The 24,947-nt window shown below is 30.4% G+C and carries 26 protein-coding genes; 22 read left to right on the top strand and 4 right to left on the bottom strand.

Going from position 1 to position 24,947, the window contains the following annotated elements:
• Nucleotides 1-391 precede the first annotated feature (391 nt).
• The 3 genes from CA_RS04055 (at nucleotide 392) to CA_RS04065 (ending at nucleotide 3,940) form a co-directional block, all read left to right on the top strand.
• A complete protein-coding gene (locus tag CA_RS04055; protein WP_010964070.1) occupies nucleotides 392-1,189 on the top strand; it encodes an RNA ligase family protein in 798 nt (265 codons plus the stop codon).
• Nucleotides 1,190-1,191: 2 nt separating this feature from the next.
• Nucleotides 1,192-2,283, top strand: coding sequence for an AAA family ATPase (locus CA_RS04060; protein ID WP_010964071.1), 1,092 nt, complete (start codon nucleotides 1,192-1,194; stop codon nucleotides 2,281-2,283).
• A gap of 307 nt (nucleotides 2,284-2,590) precedes the next feature.
• Entirely contained in the window at nucleotides 2,591-3,940 is a 1,350-nt protein-coding gene (locus CA_RS04065) for an enhanced serine sensitivity protein SseB (protein WP_010964072.1), read from the top strand.
• A gap of 54 nt (nucleotides 3,941-3,994) precedes the next feature.
• Here the strand turns inward: CA_RS04065 and CA_RS04070 are convergent, their stop codons facing one another.
• Nucleotides 3,995-4,663 (bottom strand): NAD(P)H-dependent oxidoreductase, encoded by a 669-nt coding sequence (locus tag CA_RS04070; RefSeq protein ID WP_010964073.1) that lies wholly within the window; start codon nucleotides 4,661-4,663, stop codon nucleotides 3,995-3,997.
• Nucleotides 4,664-4,679: 16 nt separating this feature from the next.
• Entirely contained in the window at nucleotides 4,680-5,222 is a 543-nt protein-coding gene (locus CA_RS04075; protein ID WP_010964074.1) for an NAD(P)H-dependent oxidoreductase, read from the bottom strand.
• A gap of 208 nt (nucleotides 5,223-5,430) precedes the next feature.
• Between CA_RS04075 and CA_RS04080 the strand changes: the two genes are divergently transcribed.
• The 5 genes from CA_RS04080 to CA_RS04100 all read left to right on the top strand — a co-directional run bounded on the left by CA_RS04080 (nucleotide 5,431) and on the right by CA_RS04100 (nucleotide 8,405).
• Nucleotides 5,431-6,228 carry a Tim44 domain-containing protein gene (locus CA_RS04080; protein ID WP_010964075.1) on the top strand — a complete coding sequence of 266 codons (798 nt, stop codon included), beginning with the start codon at nucleotides 5,431-5,433 and terminating at the stop codon, nucleotides 6,226-6,228.
• Between the two features lie 212 nt (nucleotides 6,229-6,440).
• Nucleotides 6,441-6,635, top strand: coding sequence for a DUF1858 domain-containing protein (locus tag CA_RS04085; RefSeq protein WP_010964076.1), 195 nt, complete (start codon nucleotides 6,441-6,443; stop codon nucleotides 6,633-6,635).
• Complete coding sequence (locus CA_RS04090; protein ID WP_010964077.1) at nucleotides 6,636-7,262, top strand: hypothetical protein; 627 nt, start codon at nucleotides 6,636-6,638, stop codon at nucleotides 7,260-7,262.
• Between the two features lie 4 nt (nucleotides 7,263-7,266).
• Nucleotides 7,267-7,821: a hemerythrin domain-containing protein gene (locus CA_RS04095; RefSeq protein ID WP_010964078.1), complete on the top strand. Its 555-nt coding sequence runs from the start codon at nucleotides 7,267-7,269 to the stop codon at nucleotides 7,819-7,821.
• A gap of 152 nt (nucleotides 7,822-7,973) precedes the next feature.
• Nucleotides 7,974-8,405 carry a hypothetical protein gene (locus CA_RS04100; protein WP_010964079.1) on the top strand — a complete coding sequence of 144 codons (432 nt, stop codon included), beginning with the start codon at nucleotides 7,974-7,976 and terminating at the stop codon, nucleotides 8,403-8,405.
• A 67-nt stretch (nucleotides 8,406-8,472) separates the two neighbouring features.
• Here CA_RS04100 and CA_RS04105 read toward each other — a convergent pair whose 3' ends face one another.
• Both CA_RS04105 and CA_RS04110 read right to left on the bottom strand, forming a co-directional pair.
• Nucleotides 8,473-9,708, bottom strand: coding sequence for an MFS transporter (locus CA_RS04105; protein ID WP_010964080.1), 1,236 nt, complete (start codon nucleotides 9,706-9,708; stop codon nucleotides 8,473-8,475).
• Nucleotides 9,709-9,852: 144 nt separating this feature from the next.
• Nucleotides 9,853-10,326, bottom strand: coding sequence for a MarR family transcriptional regulator (locus CA_RS04110; protein WP_010964081.1), 474 nt, complete (start codon nucleotides 10,324-10,326; stop codon nucleotides 9,853-9,855).
• 460 nt (nucleotides 10,327-10,786) lie between these two features.
• Here CA_RS04110 and CA_RS04115 point away from each other — a divergent pair, with 460 nt between their 5' ends.
• The 14 genes from CA_RS04115 to CA_RS04180 all read left to right on the top strand — a co-directional run bounded on the left by CA_RS04115 (nucleotide 10,787) and on the right by CA_RS04180 (nucleotide 24,842).
• On the top strand, nucleotides 10,787-12,022 hold the full coding sequence (locus CA_RS04115; protein ID WP_010964082.1) for an NAD(P)-dependent oxidoreductase: 1,236 nt from the start codon (nucleotides 10,787-10,789) through the stop codon (nucleotides 12,020-12,022).
• A 218-nt stretch (nucleotides 12,023-12,240) separates the two neighbouring features.
• On the top strand, nucleotides 12,241-13,416 hold the full coding sequence (locus CA_RS04120; RefSeq protein ID WP_010964083.1) for an aldo/keto reductase: 1,176 nt from the start codon (nucleotides 12,241-12,243) through the stop codon (nucleotides 13,414-13,416).
• Between the two features lie 87 nt (nucleotides 13,417-13,503).
• Nucleotides 13,504-13,884, top strand: a complete 381-nt coding sequence (locus tag CA_RS04125) for a MerR family transcriptional regulator (protein ID WP_010964084.1) — start codon at nucleotides 13,504-13,506, stop codon at nucleotides 13,882-13,884.
• Between the two features lie 43 nt (nucleotides 13,885-13,927).
• Entirely contained in the window at nucleotides 13,928-15,058 is a 1,131-nt protein-coding gene (locus CA_RS04130; RefSeq protein WP_010964085.1) for an aldo/keto reductase, read from the top strand.
• A gap of 187 nt (nucleotides 15,059-15,245) precedes the next feature.
• A complete protein-coding gene (locus CA_RS04135; RefSeq protein WP_010964086.1) occupies nucleotides 15,246-16,136 on the top strand; it encodes a LysR family transcriptional regulator in 891 nt (296 codons plus the stop codon).
• 158 nt (nucleotides 16,137-16,294) lie between these two features.
• Nucleotides 16,295-17,575 (top strand): nickel-dependent lactate racemase, encoded by a 1,281-nt coding sequence (gene larA / locus CA_RS04140; protein ID WP_010964087.1) that lies wholly within the window; start codon nucleotides 16,295-16,297, stop codon nucleotides 17,573-17,575.
• A 27-nt stretch (nucleotides 17,576-17,602) separates the two neighbouring features.
• Nucleotides 17,603-18,331 carry an MIP/aquaporin family protein gene (locus CA_RS04145; RefSeq protein WP_010964088.1) on the top strand — a complete coding sequence of 243 codons (729 nt, stop codon included), beginning with the start codon at nucleotides 17,603-17,605 and terminating at the stop codon, nucleotides 18,329-18,331.
• A gap of 308 nt (nucleotides 18,332-18,639) precedes the next feature.
• A complete protein-coding gene (gene cbiM, locus CA_RS04150) occupies nucleotides 18,640-19,608 on the top strand; it encodes a cobalt transporter CbiM (protein ID WP_010964089.1) in 969 nt (322 codons plus the stop codon).
• Nucleotides 19,605-20,414, top strand: a complete 810-nt coding sequence (locus tag CA_RS04155; protein WP_010964090.1) for an energy-coupling factor transporter transmembrane component T family protein — start codon at nucleotides 19,605-19,607, stop codon at nucleotides 20,412-20,414. The genes cbiM and CA_RS04155 overlap by 4 nt, the downstream gene beginning before the upstream one ends.
• A gap of 18 nt (nucleotides 20,415-20,432) precedes the next feature.
• A complete protein-coding gene (locus CA_RS04160) occupies nucleotides 20,433-21,158 on the top strand; it encodes an energy-coupling factor ABC transporter ATP-binding protein (protein WP_010964091.1) in 726 nt (241 codons plus the stop codon).
• A 46-nt stretch (nucleotides 21,159-21,204) separates the two neighbouring features.
• Entirely contained in the window at nucleotides 21,205-22,467 is a 1,263-nt protein-coding gene (gene larC / locus CA_RS04165) for a nickel pincer cofactor biosynthesis protein LarC (protein WP_010964092.1), read from the top strand.
• Between the two features lie 24 nt (nucleotides 22,468-22,491).
• Nucleotides 22,492-23,307 (top strand): ATP-dependent sacrificial sulfur transferase LarE, encoded by an 816-nt coding sequence (gene larE / locus CA_RS04170; protein ID WP_010964093.1) that lies wholly within the window; start codon nucleotides 22,492-22,494, stop codon nucleotides 23,305-23,307.
• A gap of 20 nt (nucleotides 23,308-23,327) precedes the next feature.
• Nucleotides 23,328-24,074, top strand: a complete 747-nt coding sequence (gene larB / locus CA_RS04175) for a nickel pincer cofactor biosynthesis protein LarB (RefSeq protein ID WP_010964094.1) — start codon at nucleotides 23,328-23,330, stop codon at nucleotides 24,072-24,074.
• A 135-nt stretch (nucleotides 24,075-24,209) separates the two neighbouring features.
• Nucleotides 24,210-24,842, top strand: coding sequence for a CatB-related O-acetyltransferase (locus tag CA_RS04180; protein WP_010964095.1), 633 nt, complete (start codon nucleotides 24,210-24,212; stop codon nucleotides 24,840-24,842).
• Nucleotides 24,843-24,947 lie beyond the last annotated feature (105 nt).

Genomic DNA, 24,947 nt, shown 5'->3' on the forward strand with positions numbered 1-24,947 from the left:
AACCTTGAATAAAAATTAATTAAATAAAATATTAAGTAAAAATGTGAAAAAAAAATAATAAAAAAGGCTATTGTTTGATTAAATGTCAAATGTTGATTTTGCATAATTTAAATGTTATAATAAAGCATTAAATTAAAACTGTGAGGAAAATTATTATGTAATTTAAGTAGATTTATTTAAGCAAAATTGAAGACAATTATCAATTTATTAAAAAAGTTGCTTTTTTATGGGTTCGTTTTTGCAATTTGATTTTTATTTTGAATATAATTTACTTTTTTATCACATAATAAAATTCTTAAAAAGAATATCTCTTTTAAGTTTATTAGTGTTGTGAAAAAGGTAAGAACCGCAGCACTTTTTTTGTTGCGTAAATTTAAAGGAGATGAATTATATGGAACGGATTTACAAATATCCAAGGACACCACATCTTGAAGGATCAAGATTTCAGCAGGGTGATGAGGATTTAGAAGGTATAAAATTTGAAAATATTAAAAATAGATTTTGTGTACTTGAAGAGAAGGTAGATGGAGCAAACTGCGGTATAAGTTTTGATACAAACGGAAAAATGTATTTACAGAGTAGAGGACATTTTTTAAATGGTGGATATGGTGAAAAACAATTTGATTTATTTAAAACTTGGGCAAACTGTTTCAAGTGTAGGCTTTGGAGTATTTTGGGTGATAGGTATGTAATGTATGGGGAATGGCTATATGCAAAGCATACTGTATTTTATGATAAATTAAGCCATTACTTTATGGAATTTGATATATTCGATAAAAAAGAAGAAAAATTTTTAAGTACTAAAAGAAGAAAAGAAATGCTTAAGGATTATGGTTTTATAAAATCAGTGCTTGTTTTAAAGGAAGGAATAATAACTTCAAAAAAGGAAATTACAACACTATTAGGAAAATCAAATTTTAAGTCACATAATTGGAGAGAAAATTTAGAAATTAGATGCAGTGAATTAACTTTATCCTATGAAATTGCAAAAAAACAGACGGATTTAAGTGATTTAATGGAAGGAATATATATAAAATTAGAGGATGAAGATTATGTACTCAGCAGAATGAAATATGTGAGGGCCTCATTTTTAAATACAATTATGGATTCTGAAACTCATTGGATAAGTAGACCTATTATTCCCAATAGATTAAAAGTAGGAATAAACATTTTTGATGGTGAGGTATAGTTATGGATATGGAAGGAATTTTAAAAGAAAAAAACTACAACTTTAAAGAAATAGTAAAAGAATTTAGCATAATAGAAAGACTAAAAAAAGTAAAGCAAAACCCAGAATATCATGGGGAAGGAAGCGTGTACAAGCATACTGAGTTAGTTTGCAGAGAGATTTTAAAGCTTGAGGAATGGAAAACTCTAAATGATAGGGAAAAAGTCGTTTTATATACTTCAGCATTATTTCATGACATAGGAAAGCTAGTTACAACAAGAGAAGAAAATGGTAAGATAATTTCTCCAAGACATGCTTTAAAGGGTGCAAAGATGTTTAGATACTTGGCGTATACAAGGTATGAAATAGAAAATAGTATAAGGGAAGAGTCAGCGGCTTTAATAAGGTATCATGGACTTCCTTTGTACTTTCTTGAAAGAGAGAATATGGATTACGATATTATAAAGGCAGCTGAAATTACTAATATGAAGCTGTTGTATTTATTAGCTAAGTGTGATTTACTTGGACGTTTTTGTAAAGATAAAGAAATTATGCTTGATAACATAGGGTATTTTAAGACATATTCAAAAGAGCTAGGCTGTTTTTATGGACGAAAGAAGTTCAAAAATGAATATACACGGTTTTTATATTTTAAAGAAAAAAAGATTCATCCTGAAGCAGAGATGTTTGATAACAGAGGTTTCGGGGTTGTAGCAATGATGGGGTTGCCGCTAGCTGGAAAAGATACTTATATAAAAGAAAATTTTAAAAATATCAATGTAATATCTTTAGATGACATTAGAGAAGAGCTTAATATTTCATCTAAAAGAAATTCAGGAAAAGTTGCAGCAATTGCGATTTCTAGGGCAAAACAGCTTCTAAGAAGAAAAGAAAGTTTTATTTGGAACGCAACGAATTTAAGAAGAGAGAACAGACAAAAGTTAATAAGACTATGTACAGCTTATGGGGCGAAATTAAAGTTTATTTATTTAGAAGTTCCTTATAGGGAATTACTCTCGAGAAACAAAATGAGAAGCAGGTATGTTCCAGTTGAAGTTATAAATAAGATGATAAGAAAAATGGATATGCTTGAAGGAGAAGAAATTTGTAGATGATATAACTTCAAAATACTTATTAATAAATTACTCCTGCAGAACCATACAAGGTTTTCTAGGAGTAATTTATTTTTTTGCGTATTAGTCCTAAAATGAATACATATTACATAAATGCTTAGTTAATTACTTGCGTTATAATAGTTTTTTTAATATGATATAATAAAAGTATAAAAAATGTTACATATATGTCTAAAAATAATTGCATTATTGTAAAATAAATAGTATATTAAATGCAAACTATAAAAGATATTAGTGTATTTGGTAAGTTATATATATTTATGTAGTAATTTGGAGGATGAATGCAACAATGCTTGAGGAAACAAGGAAAGACCAAATAGGTGTAGTATTCTTATTAAGAAAAGAAACATCATTAAATAAATTAAGAGCGTTAGAAATTCAAGAAATTATTTTTTTAATTTGTTCTGCAAGATTTTTTAAATCAAAACAAACAATTGCGAGTAATATTTTTAAAGAAAAAATTGAGATTTTTATGAAGGTTTTATTAGAAAAAATAAGAAATGCTAATGAATTATTTATTATGTATGATGAAAATACTGATTACCCATATATAGATTCTAAGGATAGAGTATGGATATTTTCAAAACAAGAATATGCAGTTGTTGTTAAGAATTATTTTGTGAAACAATCGATACGTCTTAAAGTAAAGAGAGTAAACAAACAATGTATTCTGGATAACTTTAATAATTTACATAGGCTTGGAATAAAAAAAATAATAGTAGATAATGGTCAATATAAAGTTGAGATAGACAGAAAGGATATATTACCTCCCCCTCATATTGGTAATACGATGTTGATAAATATTCCGATAGAAAATCCTAAGTTGCAGTACAGTATGATAAAGTTTTTTCAAAATCTGTATTCTAAAGATGAGTATGAAGGAAAGCAGGAATTTATCCATGACTTGGAGAGAAAAATGTTGGATGAGATAGTAAGTGCTAAGTATTTAGTTCCAGTAAAAGTTGGAACAGCAGCTCCCATAATCTCAAGAGAGCAAGTAAAGACTATATTAAACAAAAAAGATACTGAGTTTGCAAGCATAGTAGATAAGGATGATACAACTTGGCTTCCGGCTTTTACTGATTGGGAGGAGTTTGAAAAGGTATATCATAAAAATATGTGGAGGGGATATATAACTTCCTACGATGGTTTAATGAAATTATGTGTTAAAATGCATGGTGTGGTTGTAAATTGTAGTGGAGTTTCACTACGAATAGATGAAAACAATAGAAAAATGTTAGAGATATATGAAAGAGGTAAGGTCTTAACAGAAGAAAAGAAAGAAGAGAAAAAAGAAATAGTTAAGAAAAATCATGATTCAAAGGATACAGAAATCACACTTTGTGAGCCTAAAGAGTATCCAGACGAAATGATAGAGGCTGTTAAGCAGTATATGGAAAACAGGAAATCCATCAATAAAGCATATATAAGACTTATGACAAAGAATCAGGATAAAAGCTACCTTATAGTTGTGGACTATAATGAAAAGGATGATAAGGTATTTGATGAAATTGCAGAGGTTGCAGTTCCTTATTTAAGAGGTATGCATTTAGACATGGTTCAAATGGATGCTTGGGCCAAAGATGCACTTATAGATGTTAAACCATTTTATAAAAAAAAGCTGTTTGGAATATTTTAATATGTAAATAAAATCCTCGGTGATATACCGAGGGTTGTTTTATGTTATACGAATTTAATCTGAGTAGGGCTTATCAAATAAAGCACTTATTTTAATACCGTTTCGTTTTGCCCATTTTTTCCAAAATATATGTCCGAAAATAAAAAATAGTCTTCTAGGTATTTTGGGATTTACAAAAATATTATTAATTTCAATTGAGACTTGATTTTCAATATCATAAGTGATTTTATTTATAGATTTATAAACACAGCTGCTTAGTTTATTTAAAAGAGGGTTGTTTTTAGAAAAATTAACAAATTCCCCTGCACCAATACCAATGCCAAATCTAAAATTTATATTTAATTTTTTGCAGCAGTTGAAAACTATTTTTAGTGCTTCTACATTCATTTTTGCATCGGGGAAACCACAGTTTACTACAGCATATAGGTTAGTCTTTTGACTTATAGTATCCTTATTTTTTAAGTAGATATAATAGTCTTCTAAAAATCTTACTAGAAGACTTGGCATAGAATAGACATATAGTGGAAAGGCTAGTATAATGTAATCCGCATCTAGAAGTGTTTTAAAAGTAGACTCTAAATCTCCTTTTATACTAGAAGTTGTGTCTATATAATATTTAGTGTAATTTTTAGAGTCTAATGACTTGTCTATTAAATTTAAATAAAGAGTTGAATTGGCTTTTTTTGATCTTGGACTTCCATTTATAAAGCATATATTTTTCATAGTTCCTCCATTATATTTATATAATTTTTTTCAAATCATCAAGTATTTTTTTGTTGTCCTCTATTTTAAGAGAGTAAAAGACATCTCTATAATTACGTCCGTGATTATCAATTAAATCTTGAAAAGTGCTTTTTTCTTCTTTTGTTACATCATCACCATAAGCTACAATTATTTCTTTTGGGTTTTTTTCATATCTTAGAGGATGCTTAATTACTCCATTAATAACTTTGAAGAAAGGTAAACAATAGGGTTGAGCTCTGTCTATAATGGTTTTAATATTTGCACTGTATTGACCAAAAATTATGGGAGTTAAATAAATAACTATATCGCTATTTATGTAACTTTTATTTACTTCAGACATTGAATCCTTAAGAACACATTTGCCTGGTGTTTTTATCCAACAGCTAAAGCAGCCTATACAGTGCTTAAAACTGTTTCTCCCAGCTTCAATAACTTTTGTTTCAAAATTTTTGTAAGAAAAAAACTCAAGTAAATCTTTTTTTAATACTTCGCTAGGAATTGTTCTCTTATCCTTATCACAGATAAGTAATATTTTCATTTAGATCACTCCTCAATTTATAGAATAGCTTTTGTAGAATCTTTGAAAAATAAGTTGAAACAATTGTATTATAATTATAACAAGAGATGGGTTTAGTGCAAATATATTACTAATGGATTTTAAATAATATAAATTAGACTCTACATATTAAAGAATTATGGTAATATATTATATATAAATTTTAATAATGCAAAAGAGGAAGGTGAAAATGAAGAAATTTAATAATTTTATAAGAAAGACATTGATTATAGCACTCATGGTTCTATTAATAAGCGGACAAAAAGTAGCTGTATTAGCAAGGGCAGGAGGTGGAAGCTCAGGTGGTAGCCATGGCGGTTCATTTCACGGAGGTTCATTTCATGGAAGTTCACTAGGTGGGAGAGGTTCAGGTTTTATTGGTCCAATTGTAATTGGAATAAATGCAGGTTTTATGGGTCTTATTTTTGTAGTAGGAGTAATAATTCCAAATAAAATTATGCGTAAAAAAAAGAATGAAAGTATTTCAGCAATAAACGATTTATCTATAGACGATAATAATTGGAATTATGATGAAATAAAAAAGGATGTAGAAGAAGCATTTTATAATATTCAAAAGGCTTGGATGGAGAGAAATCAAGAATTAGCTAGAGAATATATGAGTAAGAAACTGTACGATAAACATAAAGCTGAAACTGAAAGTATGATTATTAAAAAAGAAAAAAATATTTTAGATAATGTACAATTGTTAGAATTTTATCCAGTAGCAGTTGAAGATTACGAAGGTACGGATAAAGATAGCTTTTGGTTATATATAAAAGCTAAGGCCATAGATTATACAATAAATGAGGAAGACAATAAGGTAATAGAAGGATATCAATCCGTTAGTGTTGAATTTGAAGAGTATTGGAAGTTTATAAGAGAAGAAAAAAGCTGGGTGGCAGATGAGATAAAGCAAACAAAAGATGTTGTGGACTTGAGCTTTTTTAAAATACATATAGATAATAAACAAGATTATTCTATAGAGTAAAGACAAATGATTATATAATATTAATTTATAATAAGAGGGCACTAAAATAATAGTGCTTTTTTTATAAAATAAATTATTTTCGTAACGAAGGATACCGAATTTAAAAAAAGTTAATCATATAATTAGAACATAAATTAAAAGAAATTCAGAAAACCAAGTGTGAAGGTTAATAGTTCATATGGTTTTACTATAAAATAACGGAGGAAAAGGTTATGAAAATTTCAAAAGATATGACTATAGGAGAAGTTGTTAGAAATCATCCAGAGTGTGTAGAGGTGTTATTTAATTTTGGATTAGGATGCGTAGGATGTCCGTCAGCACAAGCAGAAACAATAGAAGAGGCATGCAGCGTTCATGGAATGGATGTTAATGAATTAGTTGAGGCCTTAAATAAGGAGGCTAAATAGATGAGTGCATTCTTGGGGAAAATTCATTATTGGCTTTACAATAAAATTCAATTGCATGAAGCTTTAATAGAAGATATAGCAAAACTTGCAGATAATAATGGTTATAAAGCTGATAGCCTTATAAGCGAAAGTTACTCAAAATATGGTGAGCCTATAGTAGGTTCACTTGAAGATAATATAAATCATAGTAATATACATGGATGGCTTCAAGAAAGAATAATAAGTGTAGAAAGTAGATTGGCATATATTATAACTAATTTGTTAGGGGATAACATTGTTAAAAAAGAGGATATTGCTCATATTTTTTATCAAAATGGGGTAAATACAATGAAGGAACTTAATGTAGAAGATGGGACACCTGAAAACTTTTTTAACCTTATTTTTGATTACATGCTTGAAGGAATGCCATGTGATAGGGTAAATGAAATAATTGAAAACAGCGAAGAGTCTATTAGTTGGAGAACTACTAGCGACTTGCATAGAACTTATTGGGATAATGTTCATGGAGATGTTAAGAATTTTAATGATTTTAGAGATTCGTGGATTAATGGTTTTTTTAGTGAAAGTCCTGCTGGGTATAAATACTCTAGAAAAGAAGATGGAATAAGTACAATAGAAAAGGTGTGATCTTATGGATGGAATTGCTTTAATGGTTGATGAACACAAAAATATAAAGAGAATGCTTAAGGTTATAAGAAAAGTTTGCTTTGGTATTATGAATGGAAAAGAAGTTGAATATGAAGACTTTGAAGATATCATTGATTTTGTGAGGAATTATGCGGATAAGCATCACCATGGAAAAGAAGAAAAGTTTTTATTTAATAGAATGGTTGATGAAATAGGTGGAGCAGCGGAGAAATTAGTTAAGTATGGAATGCTTGTAGAACACGACTTTGGAAGACTTTATATGAGAGACCTTGAGGAAGCTATAAATAAGCTAAAAAATGGTGATAGTGAAGCAAAGCTTGATGTTATAGCTAATGCTGTAGGGTATACAAATTTATTAAATAGACATATAGATAAAGAAGATAATGTTGCATATTCGTTTGCTAAAAGAGAGCTTAGTGAAGAGACATTAAATGAGATAAATAAAGAATGCTTTGAGTTTGAAGAAGAAACTAATAAGGAAGGCATTCAAAATAAATATGCTAAAATACTAGAAGCTCTGGAGAAAAAATATAACTAAATTTATAGTAATGATTAAAAAAGCTTTATTAAGGTTAAGTTAATATTAAAGGAAGTATATGATATTAACTTAACCTTATTTTTATATTGACACAAATAAGGAATTATTATTCAATATAGTATATAATAATTTAAAATTAAGGAGTTTCTGATATGATAATTATTTTAATTATGTCTCCTTTTATTGTAATTGGATTGATTCCTTTATTAGTTGGATTGCATTATTATAATGAGGGGAAAAAATATGCTTCTGAATCAAAAATTATAGAAGGAGAAATAGTCGATATTGTAAAGGGAGTTAAAGTTTTAGATAGTCCACAATCATGGTGTCCGGTAATCAAGTACTGGGATGAACGTAGTAACTCATATTTGCTCTATAAATCTAGCACGGGACATACCCTTAAAAGCAAATATACAATTGGTAACAAAATCGAATTAAGACACTTATATACTGACAAAGGAGTTGATATTCGCGCCAACACACCAATGGATGTGTATGGGTTAAGCAGACAATTTATGGTTGTGGGGGCGATCATTACTAGCATCAGTGTCATTATTATGATAGCTTTCTTAATTATTCTTTAAGTAAATTTACTTAGAGTGTATAATAATAGGGTTTTAGAACTTAGAAACAAGTTCTGAAACCCTATTATTATATATTTATATGAATATTCTTATACAAGACAGGTATTGCCACTGTTATAAGTACTATACCCATAAAAGCGGGGGTGGCATGACCAAGTGATACGTAGATTTGACCACCAATGATAGGTCCGATCATTCTTGCTAAAGCTTGAATAGATTGGCTTCCTCCTTGAATTCTTCCTTGCTCGCTAGAATCAACAGACTTGGAGAGCATCCCATTGAAGGAAGGTCCGAAGATGGAATCACCAAAACCAAATATAAACATTCCAGCTATAAAGAGAGGATAGAAATAAAATAAAGCTGATGCTGCAATGAGACTGTAACCTATAACCTCTGAAATCATTCCAAGAATCGCTATATATTTGTCGCTAAGTTTTACTAAAAGCTTTGGCATTATTAAACTTTGTGAAATGATATCTTGGAAGCCCATAATTGAAAACATAAGTCCGATTATAGCAGGCTTCCAACTAAAGGTATCTATTGTAAATTGTGAAAAAACAGCCTGTAAAGATCCGTTTGGAATCCAAAGTAAGAATGCTGAGATAAGAAGTCTTTTCAAGCTTTTTATGGAAAGTAAATTTGCAAGCTGTGTAAATGGATTTAGTCTTACAAAGGTTATCTCTTTTAGCCTGATATTTTTGTCGAGGCTCTCAGGCATAAAAAAGAATCCGTAAACAACATTTAATAAAGTTATTATTGCGCCAAAATACAGGGGTACAGAATAACCAAACTTGGCAAGTAATCCTCCTAGAGTTGGACCAATGATGGTGCCTACACCAACAACGGCACTTACCCATCCAAAGTATTTTGTTCTTTCGTTTTCAGGAATGATGTCTGCAAAATATGCGAATATAGTGCTTATAGTTCCTCCAGTTATACCATCTATTATGCGCCCAGCAAATAAAACCCATAGAGCTCCTCCTATGCCAAAAATTAAGTATCCTATTGATGAACCTAAAAGGCATACTAAAAGTACTGGACGGCGGCCATATTTATCGCTCAAAGCGCCAAGCCCGGGAGCTGAAAAGAACATGCAAATTGCATAGACAGAAGTTAAAAGTGTAACAATTATAGCTTGGTTTCCCGGATTATTTATGTAAGGCTGAACTAAAAATGGGATTACAGGTGATATGATAGTAAAACCTATTCCAGAAAGAAATACAGATATAAGACCGAATATTAAAGCGTGTTTATTTATAGTTTGTTTTGTATTATTGCTATTGTGTGATTTAAATTTAGACATTTGAATTCTCCTCTCAAAGTTATTAATTTTGTTTCCTGGGAAACATGTTTATCATATCAACTTTTTGTTTCCATGTCAACAAAAAAATAAAAATGCAGCCTAGTTTAAATAAAATTAGACTGCCTATCATTTTACTATTAAAATTTACTCTAACTTAGTATCTATACCAAGTTTCTTTATTTCTGAATCCAAATGTTTGCTGTACTTTTCTATAAAGCTAAGCATGCTTTCAAATTGTTCATCGGTAACCTGTTCAAATACAACTTTATCCCTCTCTTGAAACTCTTTATGTAGATTTTCATGAAGTTTATAAATTTCATGACCCTTTTCAGTAAGTCTAAAATAGATTTCCTTCTTATTATCTGCCTTCTGATAGCTCTCCACAATATTCTTTTCTATAAGCTTTTTTGTCATTTTACTTATGGCTCCCCTAGTCATATAAAGGGACTTTGCAAGCTTTGTAACGTTAGAATCTACATTTTTTCCAATGCATTCGATGTAATGTACTTCAGAGGGTTTATACCCTTTAAGACTATCTTCCATCTTAAGTTTATTGAGCCAAGCCATTTTGTTAAATAGTTCCCTTAAACTCATCATGACTTGTTCTTCTTTATTCATAGTCCGTCCTCCCATCCTTTGGTAGATTAACAATATTATATTAAATTTTTGTTTCTATTTCAACAATATTAAGATAATTATTTCAGTATTGAGTTGTAGCAGTTGTTTTAGTTCTACAATAATTTTAAATTGAAGACATGAAAAGACTAAAAGCCTATAGGAAAGTTAGTTGAAAATATAGTGGGTTTAGGAAAATAAATATACTAAGCGGGCGTGATTAATAGAGTATCTATTCTTTTTAAAGAATTAATTTATTATATAAATAATATAGTAAATTATTTGATTAAGACAGGAGAAGGCTTTGTAAGATTATAATTGCAATATTAAGCGTACTGTTTTATTATAAGATTAAGGTATAATTAATACTACTTGGAAAGTAAAATTTACTTGATAGTAAAATTATGTTTTGCAAACGGAATTTATAAAATATGCGTAAGAAAAAGGAGAGATATTAATTATTATGGATAACCCTAATTTATTGTCAGAAGAGGCAAACAGATGCCTACTATGCAAAAACCCTAGATGTAAAGCAAATTGCCCTATTAATACACCCATACCAGAAATTATAAGCCTTTATAAAGAAGGAAAAATTATGGAAGCAGGAGAAATTTTATTTAATAACAATCCTCTTTCAGTAATATGCTCATTGGTCTGTATTCATGAGGATCAATGTAAGGGAAATTGTGTAAGAGGAATAAAAAGCGAGCCAATAAAATTTCACGAGATAGAAGAAGAGATATCAGAGAAGTACTTAAAAGAGGCCAAGCTTAAGAATGTTCAGAAGGACAAGGATAGAATTGCAATAGTTGGAGGAGGTCCAGCAGGAATCACAGTTGCATTTGTACTTGCTAATAAAGGCTATAATGTTACCATTTTTGAGGCTCACGATAAAATAGGAGGAGTACTTAGATATGGTATTCCAGAGTATAGATTGACTAAGAAATTAGTGGATAAGCTTGAAGAAAGACTTATAGAGGTTGGAGTGAAAATTAGACCTAATACTGTTATTGGACCAGTTATTTCTTTGGACAGGTTACTTGAAGATTCATATAAGGCAGTATTTATTGGAACTGGAGTATGGAATCCAAAAACCTTAGATGTAAAGGGAGAAACTTTAGGAAATGTTCATTTTGCTATTGATTATTTAAAATCTCCTGAAAGCTATAGATTAGGAAAAAAAGTAGCTGTAATAGGAGCAGGTAATGTTGCCATGGATGCTGCAAGAACTGCTAAGAGAAATGGTGCTGAGGTAACAATACTTTATAGAAAAAGCTTTAATGAGATGCCAGCATCAAAACAAGAAATAAGAGAAACTAAAGAAGATGGAGTAGAGTTTAAATTATTTAGAGCACCAATTGAAATAACAGAAGAGGGTATTAAAGTAGCATTTACAGAAAATGTTACAGATGCAGAAGGAAAAATAAGAACTAAAATTATTGAAGGAAAAGAAGAGTTTTTTGAGTGTGATTCAGTAGTTGTTGCCGTAAGTCAAGCACCTAAGGATAATATAGTATCTAATACAACAGGCTTAGATACTAAATGGGGATTAATAGTAACAGATGAAAAAGGCAATACAACTAAAAAAGGAACCTTTGCATGTGGAGATGTAGTTACAGGAGCAAAAACTGTAGTTGAAGCTGCAGCACAAGCAAAAGTAGTTGCAGAAACTATTGATGAGTATTGCAAGAATAATTAAATTAATTTGAAGTGAAATTTGGAAACTACAGAATAAAACAATTTATAAAAGCTTTTAGAGAGCTTGAATTTTAATAAATATATGCCATCAGGTTAATAAGCTGGTGGCATTTTTGATTTCTTAAAGAATGTAGTTAGAAAATTGAAGTTAAAAAAGGCACTTGACTTAGAGTTAACTCAAAGTGCTACACTTTTATTGAAAGAGTTAGGGGGTCTAGTATGGAGTTAATGAACGAAAAAAAGTTTGGGTTCGGATGTATGCGTCTACCTTTATTAGATAAGGAAGATCCTACATCCTTTGATTATGATTTAATTAATAAATTATTTGATATGTATTTAGAAAAAGGATTTACTTATTTTGATACTGCATACACATATCATGGTTATCATGGTGAAGAAGGAGTGCGTAAGGCATTAGTAGAGCGCCATTTAAGGGATGAATTTCAGTTGGCAACAAAATTGCCACTGCGTGATTTTAAAGATAGTTGTGATATGGAACGTATTTTTAATGAACAGTTATCTAATTGTGGTGTTGATTTCTTTGATTTTTATCTACTGCATAACATGGGGTCAAATGTCTTTAATAAATGCGAAAAGTATGGTGCTTTTGACTTTGTAGCTAAAAAGAAAGCAGAAGGAAAAATTAAAGTTGTTGGAATGTCTTTTCATGATACACCAGAATTACTAGATAAGATATTATCCAAATATACTGATAAATTAGATTTTATCCAATTGCAAATTAACTATGTGGATTGGAATCAGCCAAATGTTAATGCTTGTGATTGTTTAGAAATTGCTAATAAGTATAATAAACCAGTAACTGTTATGGAACCTTGTAAGGGTGGAACTCTTGTAAATGTACCAAAGGAAGCTGAAAAATTAATGAGAGATTATAATCCTAATTATTCTATTGCAAGTTGGGCATTTCGTTATGCAGCTAGTCAAAAGGGAGTATTTCGTGTATTAAGTGGAATGAACACTATAGAGCAAGTAGAGGATAATGCTTCATTTATGCAAAATTTTGAACCTTTAAACGAAGAAGAAATGGCTATAATTGAAAAGGTTACTAAAATAATTAATGAAAATACAGCGGTTCCATGTACTGCATGTGAATACTGTACACATGGGTGTCCTAAAAATATTCCTATTCCAAAATATTTTTCACTTTACAACAGTATCATGCGTACTACTGATAGTTTTTCAAGTCAGATGGTGTATTATAATAATATTGCTATTAATCATGGAAAAGCCAGTGAATGTATTGGTTGTAAACAGTGTGAAAGTGCGTGTCCACAACATATCAAAATTACTACACACTTAAAAGATGTTGTAGAAAAGTTTGAAAAAATAGCATTATTCCTACTAGAAAAATTTAAGAAAGATAAAATAAGTTAGGAAAAGATATAAATTATATAATTGGTATGTGTTTAACAGTAATAAATTCATGTAAACAAAAGCATTACTTTTGAAGGGGGAGGTTATATGACAATTAAAGAGGTAAGCCAAAAATATGATATTTCAGCTGATACGTTAAGATATTATGAAAGAATTAAACTTATTCCAGCAGTAAATAGAAATAGCAGTGGTATTAGAGATTATACACATGAAGATTGTAAATGGGTTCAGTTTATAAAGTGTATGCGCAGTGCAGGACTTTCCATTGAAGTATTAATAGAGTATGTAAAAATGTTTCAAGAAGGAAATTCTACTATTGGTACAAGAAAACAGCTTTTAATAGAACAGCGCAGTCAACTTGTTAAAAAAATTAAAGTAATGCAGCAAACCTTAGAAAGGCTAGACAAAAAAATTGATGGTTATGAAAAAAGGATATTACTTAGAGAAAAAGAATTAAAATCTCAGTAAGACATCATAAAAAAGTTTAAAATAAATAGGAGGAAGTTATTATATGGAAACAAAAAAATTGGGTTTCGGATTTATGCGTTTACCTCTAAAAGATCAAAATGATCAAGGAAGCATTGATCTTTTAGCAGTAAATCAAATGGTTGATACTTTTATAGAGAGGGGATTTACCTACTTTGATACAGCTTATATGTATCATACAGGTAAAAGTGAGCTGGCTATTAAGGAAGCTTTAGTAAAACGCCATAAAAGGAACAGCTTTACTTTAGCAACAAAGCTGCCAACAATGTTCTTAAAAGAAGAAGGCGATCAAGAAAGAATTTTTAATGAGCAATTAGAGAAATGTGGTGTGGATTATTTCGATTATTACCTTCTTCATGCATTAGGAGAGAAAAACTATGCTACAGCTCAAAGATTTAAAAGCTTTGAGTTTATTCAGAAAAAGAAAGAGGAAGGAAAAATAAGAAATATAGGTTTCTCTTTTCACGATACCTCAGAGTTATTGGATGAAATTTTATTAGCGCATCCAGAAGTGGATTTTGTTCAGCTGCAGATAAATTACTTGGATTGGGAAAATGAAAGTGTTCAATCAAGAAAATGCTATGAAGTAGCAAAAAAACATAATAAGGCAATTGTAGTTATGGAACCTATAAAAGGAGGCAAACTTGCACAGGTGCCAAAAGAAGCAGAGCAGTTATTCAAAAACTATCATCCTAATTTATCAGTACCCTCTTGGGCAATTCGTTATGTGGCAAGCCATGATAATGTCATGATGGTATTAAGTGGAATGTCTGACATGAGCCAGCTGCTTGATAATACAAGCTATATGATGGAATTTAAACCACTTAATAATGAAGAATATCAAGTTATTGAAGAGGCAGTAGAAATCATACATAAATCCATTACTGTTCCTTGTACAGCCTGTCAATATTGTGTAGAGGGATGTCCTAAGAATATACCTATTCCTAAATATTTTTCATTATACAATAAGGAAAAGCAATACTTAAATACTGGTTCATCTAAGCAAAAATCAGATTATAAAGAATATATAAAAATTTACGGAAAAGCATCTGATTGCATAGGATGTAAGCAGTGCGAAAAGTCTTGTCCGCAGCATATTGAAATTACAAAATACCTAAAGGATGTAGCAAATTCCTTTGAAGGTAGATGGCTTTAACTAGAAAAATATTTCTAAAGTTAGGCTTTTATAAAATTTAAAGTGTGAGATATTTTATTGTAGATTACTAAACGAAATAATAAGAAGATAATACCATTGGTTTTTGTAGGAACTAATGGTATTATTTTTGAAATAAAAAAACAAATATGATATATTAAAAAGTTAGGAGGTGTTTTAAATAAAAGAGTTGCCTAGCATTCAAGAATTAGAGAATTTTATAATTTACGGGAAAGTACGAAATTTTACACTTGCAGCTAATCAAGCAAACATAACGCAATCAGCCTTTAGCTTTCAAATGAAAAAACTTGAAGAGACTTTGGGAGTAAAACTCATTTTACGTTCTAATAGAGGTAGCAGTTTAACACCTGAAGGTGAAATTTTCTATAAGAAGATAAGTGAAATACTGCCAGAATTGGTGGGAGTAATTTACGAATTTCAACAAATAAATGGTGAAAAAGCAATAGAACTAAAAGTAGGGGTACTTACATCACTTGGAGACATACTAATGAATCAACACGTCAATTATTTTCAAAAGAATAAGAACATACTAATTACAGTTTATAGTATGGAAAAAAATGAACTTATACGCGCTTTAAATAATGGTAAAATTGATATTGCATCTACCTTTCTTTTTGATGATGAGACCTTAGAAAATTTTGAAAAGTCCCTATTTAGAAAGGATAAGATTGTATATTATGCGCCAAAAATCAAAGAAATATCTGGCACTATAAAAAGGGACAATATGCTAAAAGTGCCATTAGTGAAATATCCGCCGGATAATTTCATGAACAAAATGATTGATCAGTATTTTAATATTGAGAGGAAAATGCCGACGGTGGCAGCAAAATTACCATCTCCATATGCGTTCATTGAATATTGCAAGCAGGACACTGCTGGAGCATTTATTACAGAACGTCTTCTCAATACACTTGGGTTTAAATATAAGCAAGAATACTTTAACATTGACCCACCGTATGAAATAAAAGCCTTTCTACTATATAAAAAAGAAAATCCAAAGTATAGTGCGATAAAAATATTTACTGATTACGTTGTAAAATTAAATCAAAGGGATAGCTAATATTTATTACAGCTGATATAAAATTAATTTTGTTATGAAATTTTTTTATGTCAGCCATTTTTTTATTTGGCTATACAAGTATATTCCATTGAACTATAATAATCTCGACATACAAAAAAAGAAATTTTTAGAAAATATAAAGGGAGGATGAATAAGTTATGGAGTATGTTAATATAAAATTACCTTATGATAAAAAACAAATTACTGCAAAAATATATAAGAGAAATTTAGCTGGTATTTTAGTTTCAAAATCAGAAAATTATAAAAATAGTCTATCAGAGAAGGAGCTTGTTGAAAAATCTCTTGATAATCCTATTGCTTCACCTAAACTGGAGGAATTAGTGAAGGGAAAGAAAAATATAGTTTTAATCAGTTCTGATCACACGCGTCCTGTTCCTTCAAAAATTATTACACCTATTTTGCTTCGTCGTATTCGTAGTGTTGAACCTAATGCAAACATTATTATACTTGTTGCTACGGGGTTTCACCGTCCATCTACTCATGAGGAGTTAGTGGATAAGTATGGTGAGGAAATTGTAAAAAGAGAGAATATTGTAATGCATGTTTCAACTGATGATTCTGCTATGGTACAAATAGGTACTCTGCCATCAGGAGGTCCATGCATTATCAATAAAATTGCTGCAGAGGCGGATTTACTTATTGCTGAAGGATTTATTGAATCTCACTTTTTTGCAGGTTTTTCTGGTGGGCGTAAATCTGTATTACCTGGAATAGCTTCTTATAAAACAATTATGGCCAATCATTGTGGCGAGTTTATAAATTCAAATAAAGCACGAACTGGTAATATAAAATGCAACCCTATTCATGAAGATATGGTTTATGCAGCTAGAACAGCCGGTCTTAAGTTTATTTTAAATGTAGTTCTTGACGGCAACAAAAAGATTATTGGCTCTTTTGCAGGAGATGTAGAAAAAGCCCATGAGACAGGTTGTGATTTCGTAAAGGATTTGGCAAGAGTTAAAAAAGTGCCTTGTGATATTGCAGTGTCTACAAATGGTGGTTATCCTCTTGATCAAAATATTTATCAAGCAGTAAAAGGAATGACCGCAGCAGAAGCTACAAATAAAGAAAATGGTGTAATTATAATGGTTGCTGGATGTAGGGATGGGCATGGGGGAGAAGGTTTTTACAAAAATCTTGCTAATGTAAAAACACCTGAAGAATTCTTAGAAAAAGCTATTCATACAGAACGCCAGAAGACAATTCCAGATCAATGGACTTCTCAAATATTAGCGCGTATTCTTTCAAAGCACCATGTAATAATGGTTTCTGACCTTGTTGATCAAAAGCTTATTTGTGGTATGCATATGGAGCTTGTTTCAAATTTTGAAGAGGCACTAGAGCGTGCTTATAAAATAGAAGGAAAAGATGCTAAAGTAACAGTTATTCCAGATGGACTTTCAGTAATTGTGGAATAGAATTTTTAATATAAGGAGTAGATAATAATGCATTATAGTTTAGCTGTAAAGTTAGTTTGCGAAATGCTTGGTACAGCAATTTTAGTACTATTTGGTAACGGTGCAGTTGCTAATGTAGAATTAAAAGGAACTAAAGGGTATCGCAATGGCTGGATTATTATTGCCATTGGTTATGGTGTTGGTGTAATGCTTCCAGCTTTAATGTTTAATAAAATTAGTGGTAGTCAGACAAATCCAGCTATGACAATAGGATTAGCAGTAAATGGGCTTTTTCCGTGGTCTGAGGTTATACCATATATATTGGCTCAGTTTGTAGGTGCTATAATAGGTCAAGTTATTCTTTACTTTATATACCTTCCGTTTTATAAACAAACAGAGGATACTAAAAGCATTCTTGGTACATGTTCTACTATATCAGCATCAGGAAGTCATATAAATGGATTTGTCACAGAATTTTTTGGCACATTCTTATTGGTTTTAGGTGCAATGTTTATTCTTAATTCAACTGGAGTAAAAAGTACACCTGCAGTAGGTTATGTTGGTCTTGGATTTCTTGTATGCTCATTAGTTGCATCTTTAGGTGGTCCAACTGGTCCTGGATTAAATCCAGCTAGAGATTTGGGCCCTCGTATAGTACATTCACTTTTGCCACTTAAAAATAAAGGCAATTCTGAATGGACATATGCCTGGATTCCTGTTTTGGCACCAATGTTTGGAAGTATTATTGCTATATTCTTGTTTAATAAAATATATTAATAATTTCATACTTAATACAATTACGTCGTATATTTATTACTATAATTATAAGTTAGCTATCTTTTAACATAAAGGTGTAAATGTTAAATATATAATTTAGAATTGTTTTTTTATATAGTTAACATTTACACTTATTTTATACTATTTAGAGTAGGCTCCTGTGTTAACATAAATACGTGTATTTAATTTGCATATCAAGGTTAAATTGAAATTTTTTTCAAAGTTACTTGACTTAGAGTTAACTTTAAGTCTTATAATATTATTATTCGCATAAATAAAATTTATTTGATTCAGGGGGAGATAAATTTATGCATATACCTGATAATTATTTGAGTCCTTCAACCTGTGCTGTTTTTGGGGCATTTATGTTGCCTGTATGGAGAAATGCAATAATAAAAGTAAAAGGTGAGATTTCAAGGAAGAAAATGCCCCTACTTGGAGTAGCCGCCGCTTTTTCATTTTTAGTTATGATGTTTAATGTCCCATTACCAGGAGGAACTACTGGCCATGCTATAGGAGGGGCGCTTGTGGCTATTTTACTTGGACCATATGCTGCAGTGCTTGCAGTTACAGTAGCACTTGTAATACAAGCGTTATTTTTCGGCGATGGTGGTATTTTGGCAATAGGTGTAAACTGTTTTAATATGGCGTTTATAATACCTTTTGTATCATTTAATTTATTTAAGATGATAAAAAGATTTTCAAAGAGTAAAAAAGGTGAGTATTTCGGAGCGTTTTTTTCTGGATATATAGCTGTAAACCTAGCTGCCTTATTTGCAGCAATTGAGTTTGGTATTCAACCACTGCTTTTTAAGGATGCTTTAGGAAAGCCACTATATAGTCCTTATGGTTTAACAGTATCTATTCCATCTATGTTAATACCACATTTGTTGGTGGTTGGATTTTTAGAAGGAATTATAACAGTTGGAGCGTACAGCTATGTAAAGAAAGCTTCTCCTGAAATAATATACAAGGAAAACAATAGTAAAAATAGATTTTTGTACGTTATACTGGGGCTACTTATTTTGGCTACCCCATTAGGACTTTTGTCGAGCGGTACAGCATGGGGAGAATGGAATGTAAAGCAAATTAAAAATCTTATAGGTTTTACACCTAAGGGAATGAAAAATGGTTTTAAGTTTAATTCACTATTTCAGGGATATAATGTAGGTAATTTAAAGGACTATATTGGATATATATTGGCAGCAGTGGTTGGAGTAGTAATAATACTAATGATATTTAAAATTTTAGAGAAGGTAAAAAAGGAGAAAGTATGATTCCAAAGTGGCTTTCAGAAAAGGATAAATATATTCCTAAGGAAGAAAAAGACTCCTATGTAGAAAAAAGCATTTATTCATTAATCAAAACAATAGCAATAATTAAGCAAAATAAAAATACTAATGGGGTAATATACTCATTAAATCCTACACTGAAGGTTATAAGTAATATAGTTCTTATAATATGTGTGGCGATATCAAGGAATATAGGTAGTTTATTAGTAATGGACGCATATGTTTTGATAGCTCTATTTTTTATAGAAAATAAACTGAGAAAAAGAATATTTTTTAGAAGCCTTATATTTCCTATTATAACCTTTATTGCATTATTTCCATCCATTCTTTATGGAAATGCTTATAATAGTGTACTTATCGTTCAAAAAATAATAATAACTATAATACTTGTAAATTTATTATCACACACTACTAAATGGAACGAGGTTAATAAATCACTAAAATTATTATTTGTTCCAGATATCTTTATATGGATTATGGATATAACTATAAAATATATTGTTGTCTTAGGAGAGTATTCTATAGACTTGTTATATGCTTTAAAACTTAGAACAGTTGGCATAAGCTATAATAAATATAATTCATTCACAGGAATCATGGGAAATTTGTTTATAAAATCTTATAAGATGAGTGAAGAGATGTTTAGTGCTATGGAGTGCAGGGGATTTGTAGGAGAATACGTTACAAAAGCAAATTTGAAATTCCAAAAAAATGATTATATATACATGATAATAAACTTAATTTTACTTATTATATTCATATACTTAAGATTCATTCATTTGCAATACTAATAGAATGGAGAGTTATTAATGATAAAATTAGAGAAAGTTTCATTTACATATAAGAATAGGGCAGCTTTGTGCGATGTAAATGTTGATATAAATGAGGGGGAAGCTGTGGCTATTATAGGTCCTAACGGCAGCGGAAAGTCAACTTTTTTAAAGGTATTGAACGGGATTCTTTTTCCAAGCAGTGGTAGGTATGTATTTGACAATAATGAAATAAATGAGAATACATTAAAAAACAATAAATTCTTAAAGTTATTTCATAAAAGAGTGGGATTTGTATTCCAAAATTCTGACGCTCAGTTATTTTGTTCTACAGTATTTGATGAGGTGGCATTTGGAATTATGCAAATGGGACTTGAAGGAGAAGAGGTAGATAAAAGGGTGAGAGACTGCCTTAAGCTGCTTAATATAGAAAAGTTAAAGGAGGAACATCCATATAACTTAAGCGGAGGAGAGAAAAAGAGAGTAGCTATTGCCAGCGTACTAGCCATGAATCCAGAGGTGATAACCTTAGATGAACCTATGAATGCAATAGATCCAAAAGGAAAACGCTTTTTAAAAGAGCTTTTAATAGATTTAAATAAAAGTGGTAAGACTATAATTTGCGCAACTCATGATTTTGAATATATTGAAGGAGTATTTAATAGAGCTGTTGTATTTTCAGAAAATCATAAAATAATAAGAGATGATAGATATGAAAATATTATAAGCGATAGAGAGTTTTTAATGGAATGTAATATTATATGATAAACATTGGACAAGTAAGCGGTTAAGAGTAAGAGGAGTGATAAATATGAGGATATTGTATTATGATTGTTTTTGTGGAATAAGTGGTGATATGAATTTAGCGGCACTTGTAGACTTAGGAGTTCCTAAGAAATATTTAATTGATGAGCTTTTAAAGCTTAATTTGGGATCGGAATACGAAATAAAAATTGAAAAAGGGCAAAAGCTTGGAATAACAGGAACTAGAGTAGATGTTATATTAAAGGATGAACATCATAACAAACATGAATTAGAAGAAGTTTTACATAATCATGAGCATAAGCACAATCATCACGAAATTAAAAACGATGAACCAGCGCACAGTCATGAGCATCATCATAGAAGTTTAAGGGATATAGAGGAAATAATAAACTCAAGTACATTAAATGACAAGGTTAAAAAGCTTAGTTTAAATATATTTATGAAAGTTGCAGAGGCAGAGGCGAAAGTTCATGGAAGAGAATTATATGAAGTACATTTTCATGAGGTTGGAGCTGTCGATTCAATTGTGGATATTGTAGGGGCAGCTATTTGCATAGATTACTTAAAAGTAGATAAGATACTTGCATCTAGAGTTCAAGTTGGAGGAGGCTTTGTTAGATGTGCTCATGGAATTATGCCAGTACCAGCGCCGGCAACAGTGGAAATTTTAAAGAATATACCTATAAATACTGGTATAGTTCAATTTGAAACAACCACTCCAACAGGAGCAGCTATACTTGCAGCAAATGTTAAGGAATTCACACAAAAGCTTGATTTCATAATTAAAAAGACAGCATATGGAATAGGGCATAGGGATCTAGAAATTCCAAATGTTTTAAGAGTGTATTTAGGAGAAGAAGAGAGCTTTCAAGATATAGAAAATCAATATATACTTGAAACTAATATAGATGATATGAATCCAGAGATTTATGGATATGTGGAGGAAAAGCTTTTTAAGGTAGGAGCTTTAGATGTATTTAAAACACCTATATGTATGAAAAAAGGAAGACCGGGAATAAAACTCAGTGTTTTGACTAATGAAAAGTCAGAAAGAGAAGTTTTAGATGTTATTTTTGAGGAAACTACATCCATAGGAGTTAGAAGGTATAAGGTTGAAAAAATAATGTTAAAAAGAGAGTTTTCAAAAGTAAAAACAGAATTCGGAGATATTACAGTAAAGAAAGCTTATTATAAAGGCGAGCTTGTGAAGTACAAACCAGAATATGAGGAGTGCAAGGATATAGCAAGAGAAAAAAATGTATCCATACATAAGGTATATAAAGCAGTATATAAACAAGATTTAAAATAATATTAGATGAGAGGTGGAAAATAAGTGATAAATAATGAAAAATATAAGGAACTAATAAAGTACCTTAAAAGCTTAGGAAAAGTAGTTTTAGCATTTTCAGGTGGTGTAGATAGTACTTTTTTGCTTAAAGCTTCAAAAGAAGCCCTTGGAGATAACGTAAAGGCAGTTACAATTTTATCTCCATATATTCCAAAGTGGGAAATAAGAGAAGCAGAGGAGTTAGTAAAGGAATTAGGAGTAGAACATGAAATTATAAAAGCACCTATTATTGATTCAATTAAATTTAATCCAGAAGATAGATGCTATTTATGCAAAACTGCAGTGTTTAGCATGATATTAGATGCAGCTAAAAGACAGGGATATGATTGTGTAATTGATGGTACAAACTTTGATGATATAAAGGATTATAGACCAGGACTAAGAGCTTTGAAGGAATTATCAGTAAAAAGTCCTCTTTTAGAATGTAAATTAACTAAAGCAGAAATAAGAACCTTTTCAAAGGAACTAGGACTTAAAACTTGGGACAAACCACCATATGCTTGTCTTTTAACAAGAATACCTTATGGAAATGAACTTAAGGTAGAAGATTTTGAGAAAATTGAAAGAGCAGAAAGATATATGATGAGTATTGGCTTTAGAGCTATTAGAGTAAGGTGTCATGATGACTTGGCAAGAATTGAAGTCGCTAGAGAGGATAGGAGCAAATTGTTTAATGAAGAGCTTTTAGATACTATCTCAGAGAATATAAAAAAATGTGGATTTAAATATGTATCATTAGATTTGCAAGGATATAGGGTAGGAAGCTTCAATGAGACTATAGCCAAAATTTCTGATAAATAAAACCTTGGGAGGAAAAACTGTTGGATAAAGAAGAGATTAAGCTTTTATTACAAGGTGTTAGAGATAACAAAATAGACATAGAAAAAGCTCTTGAAGAACTAGAGGATTTACCTTTTAAAGATTTAGGGTTTGCAAAGATAGACAATCATAGAGAAATTAGAGTTGGATACCCAGAAGTAATATATTGTGCGGGAAAAACAGTGAAACAAGTTAGTGATATTGTTAAATTTATGCTTACAAAAAATAATAATATTTTAGGAACTAGGGCAACTGAAGAAATGTATAAATCAGTAAAGCAAATATGTGCTGATGCAGAGTACAATAAACTTGGAAGAACAATAACTATTAGAAAAAAAGATGAAAAAGTTACAGATAGTTATATAGCTATTGTGGCAGCAGGAACTTCTGATTTACCAGTAGTAGAGGAAGCTTACGAGACAGCAAAAATATTAGGAAATAAGGTTGAAAAAGTAATTGATGTAGGAGTTGCAGGAATACATAGGCTTTTTTCTAAATTAGATGTTATTAAGGGAGCTAAGGTTGTTATAGTAGTTGCGGGAATGGAAGGAGCTTTAGCTAGTGTTGTAGGTGGATTAGTTGATAAACCTGTAATAGCAGTTCCAACAAGTGTTGGTTATGGAGCAAATTTTGGAGGGATTTCAGCTTTATTGTCAATGCTGAACAGCTGTGCTAGTGGTGTGAGCGTGGTAAATATAGATAATGGCTTTGGTGCGGCTTATAATGCCAGTATGATTAATAAATTATAGAGAGATTTCTACTTTTAAAGTGAAGATTATAAATGTAATTTAAAACAAAGACAACTAGGAAGTGGTTTTATGAAAAAATGCATTGTAGTAGTGGAATAGTCAAAAAATAGCACAATAAAAAGGAGAGAAATAAATATGACTATTCCAAATTTAAATAAAATATATCCAAGAAGTAATGATTACCAAACTGTATATCTTAAAAATGTTATTACAAGAAAAAATATAGAAGTTGGAGATTATACAATCTATAATGATTTTTATAATGACGCAAGAGATTTTGAAAAAAATAATGTACTATATCAGTATCCTATAAATGGTGATAAGTTAATAATTGGAAAGTTTTGTTCAATTGCATGCAAAGCAAAGTTTCTTATGAACAGCTCAAATCACAGTATGAAATCACTATCTACCTATACATTCCCGATATTTTATGAAGAATGGGATTTAGACGTTAAAAGAATAACGGAGGCATGGGATAATAAGGGGGATATTGTAATAGGAAATGATGTATGGATAGGTTATGATGCTGTAATTATGTCAGGAGTAAAAATTGGTGATGGTGCGATTATTGGAGCAAGAGCAGTAGTTACTAAAGATGTTCCGCCTTATACTGTTGCTGCAGGTGTACCAGCAAGGGTTATAAAGAAAAGATTTGATGACGACGTGATTTCAAAGCTTTTAAAAATTAAGTGGTGGAACTTGCCGTACGAAAAGATTAGAGAAAATATTCAATATTTTAAATCCGGAAACATTGATAAATTAATTTAAGTTAATGTGTAATTTAAAGGTAGGCTCATATTATAATAATATATGCCTACCTAATTGCGTCCTTATAAATATTTATAAAATTATTAAAGAGGTTTTTATAATTAA

The sequence above is a fragment of the Clostridium acetobutylicum ATCC 824 genome (genome assembly GCF_000008765.1).
Lineage (GTDB): Bacteria > Bacillota > Clostridia > Clostridiales > Clostridiaceae > Clostridium_S > Clostridium_S acetobutylicum.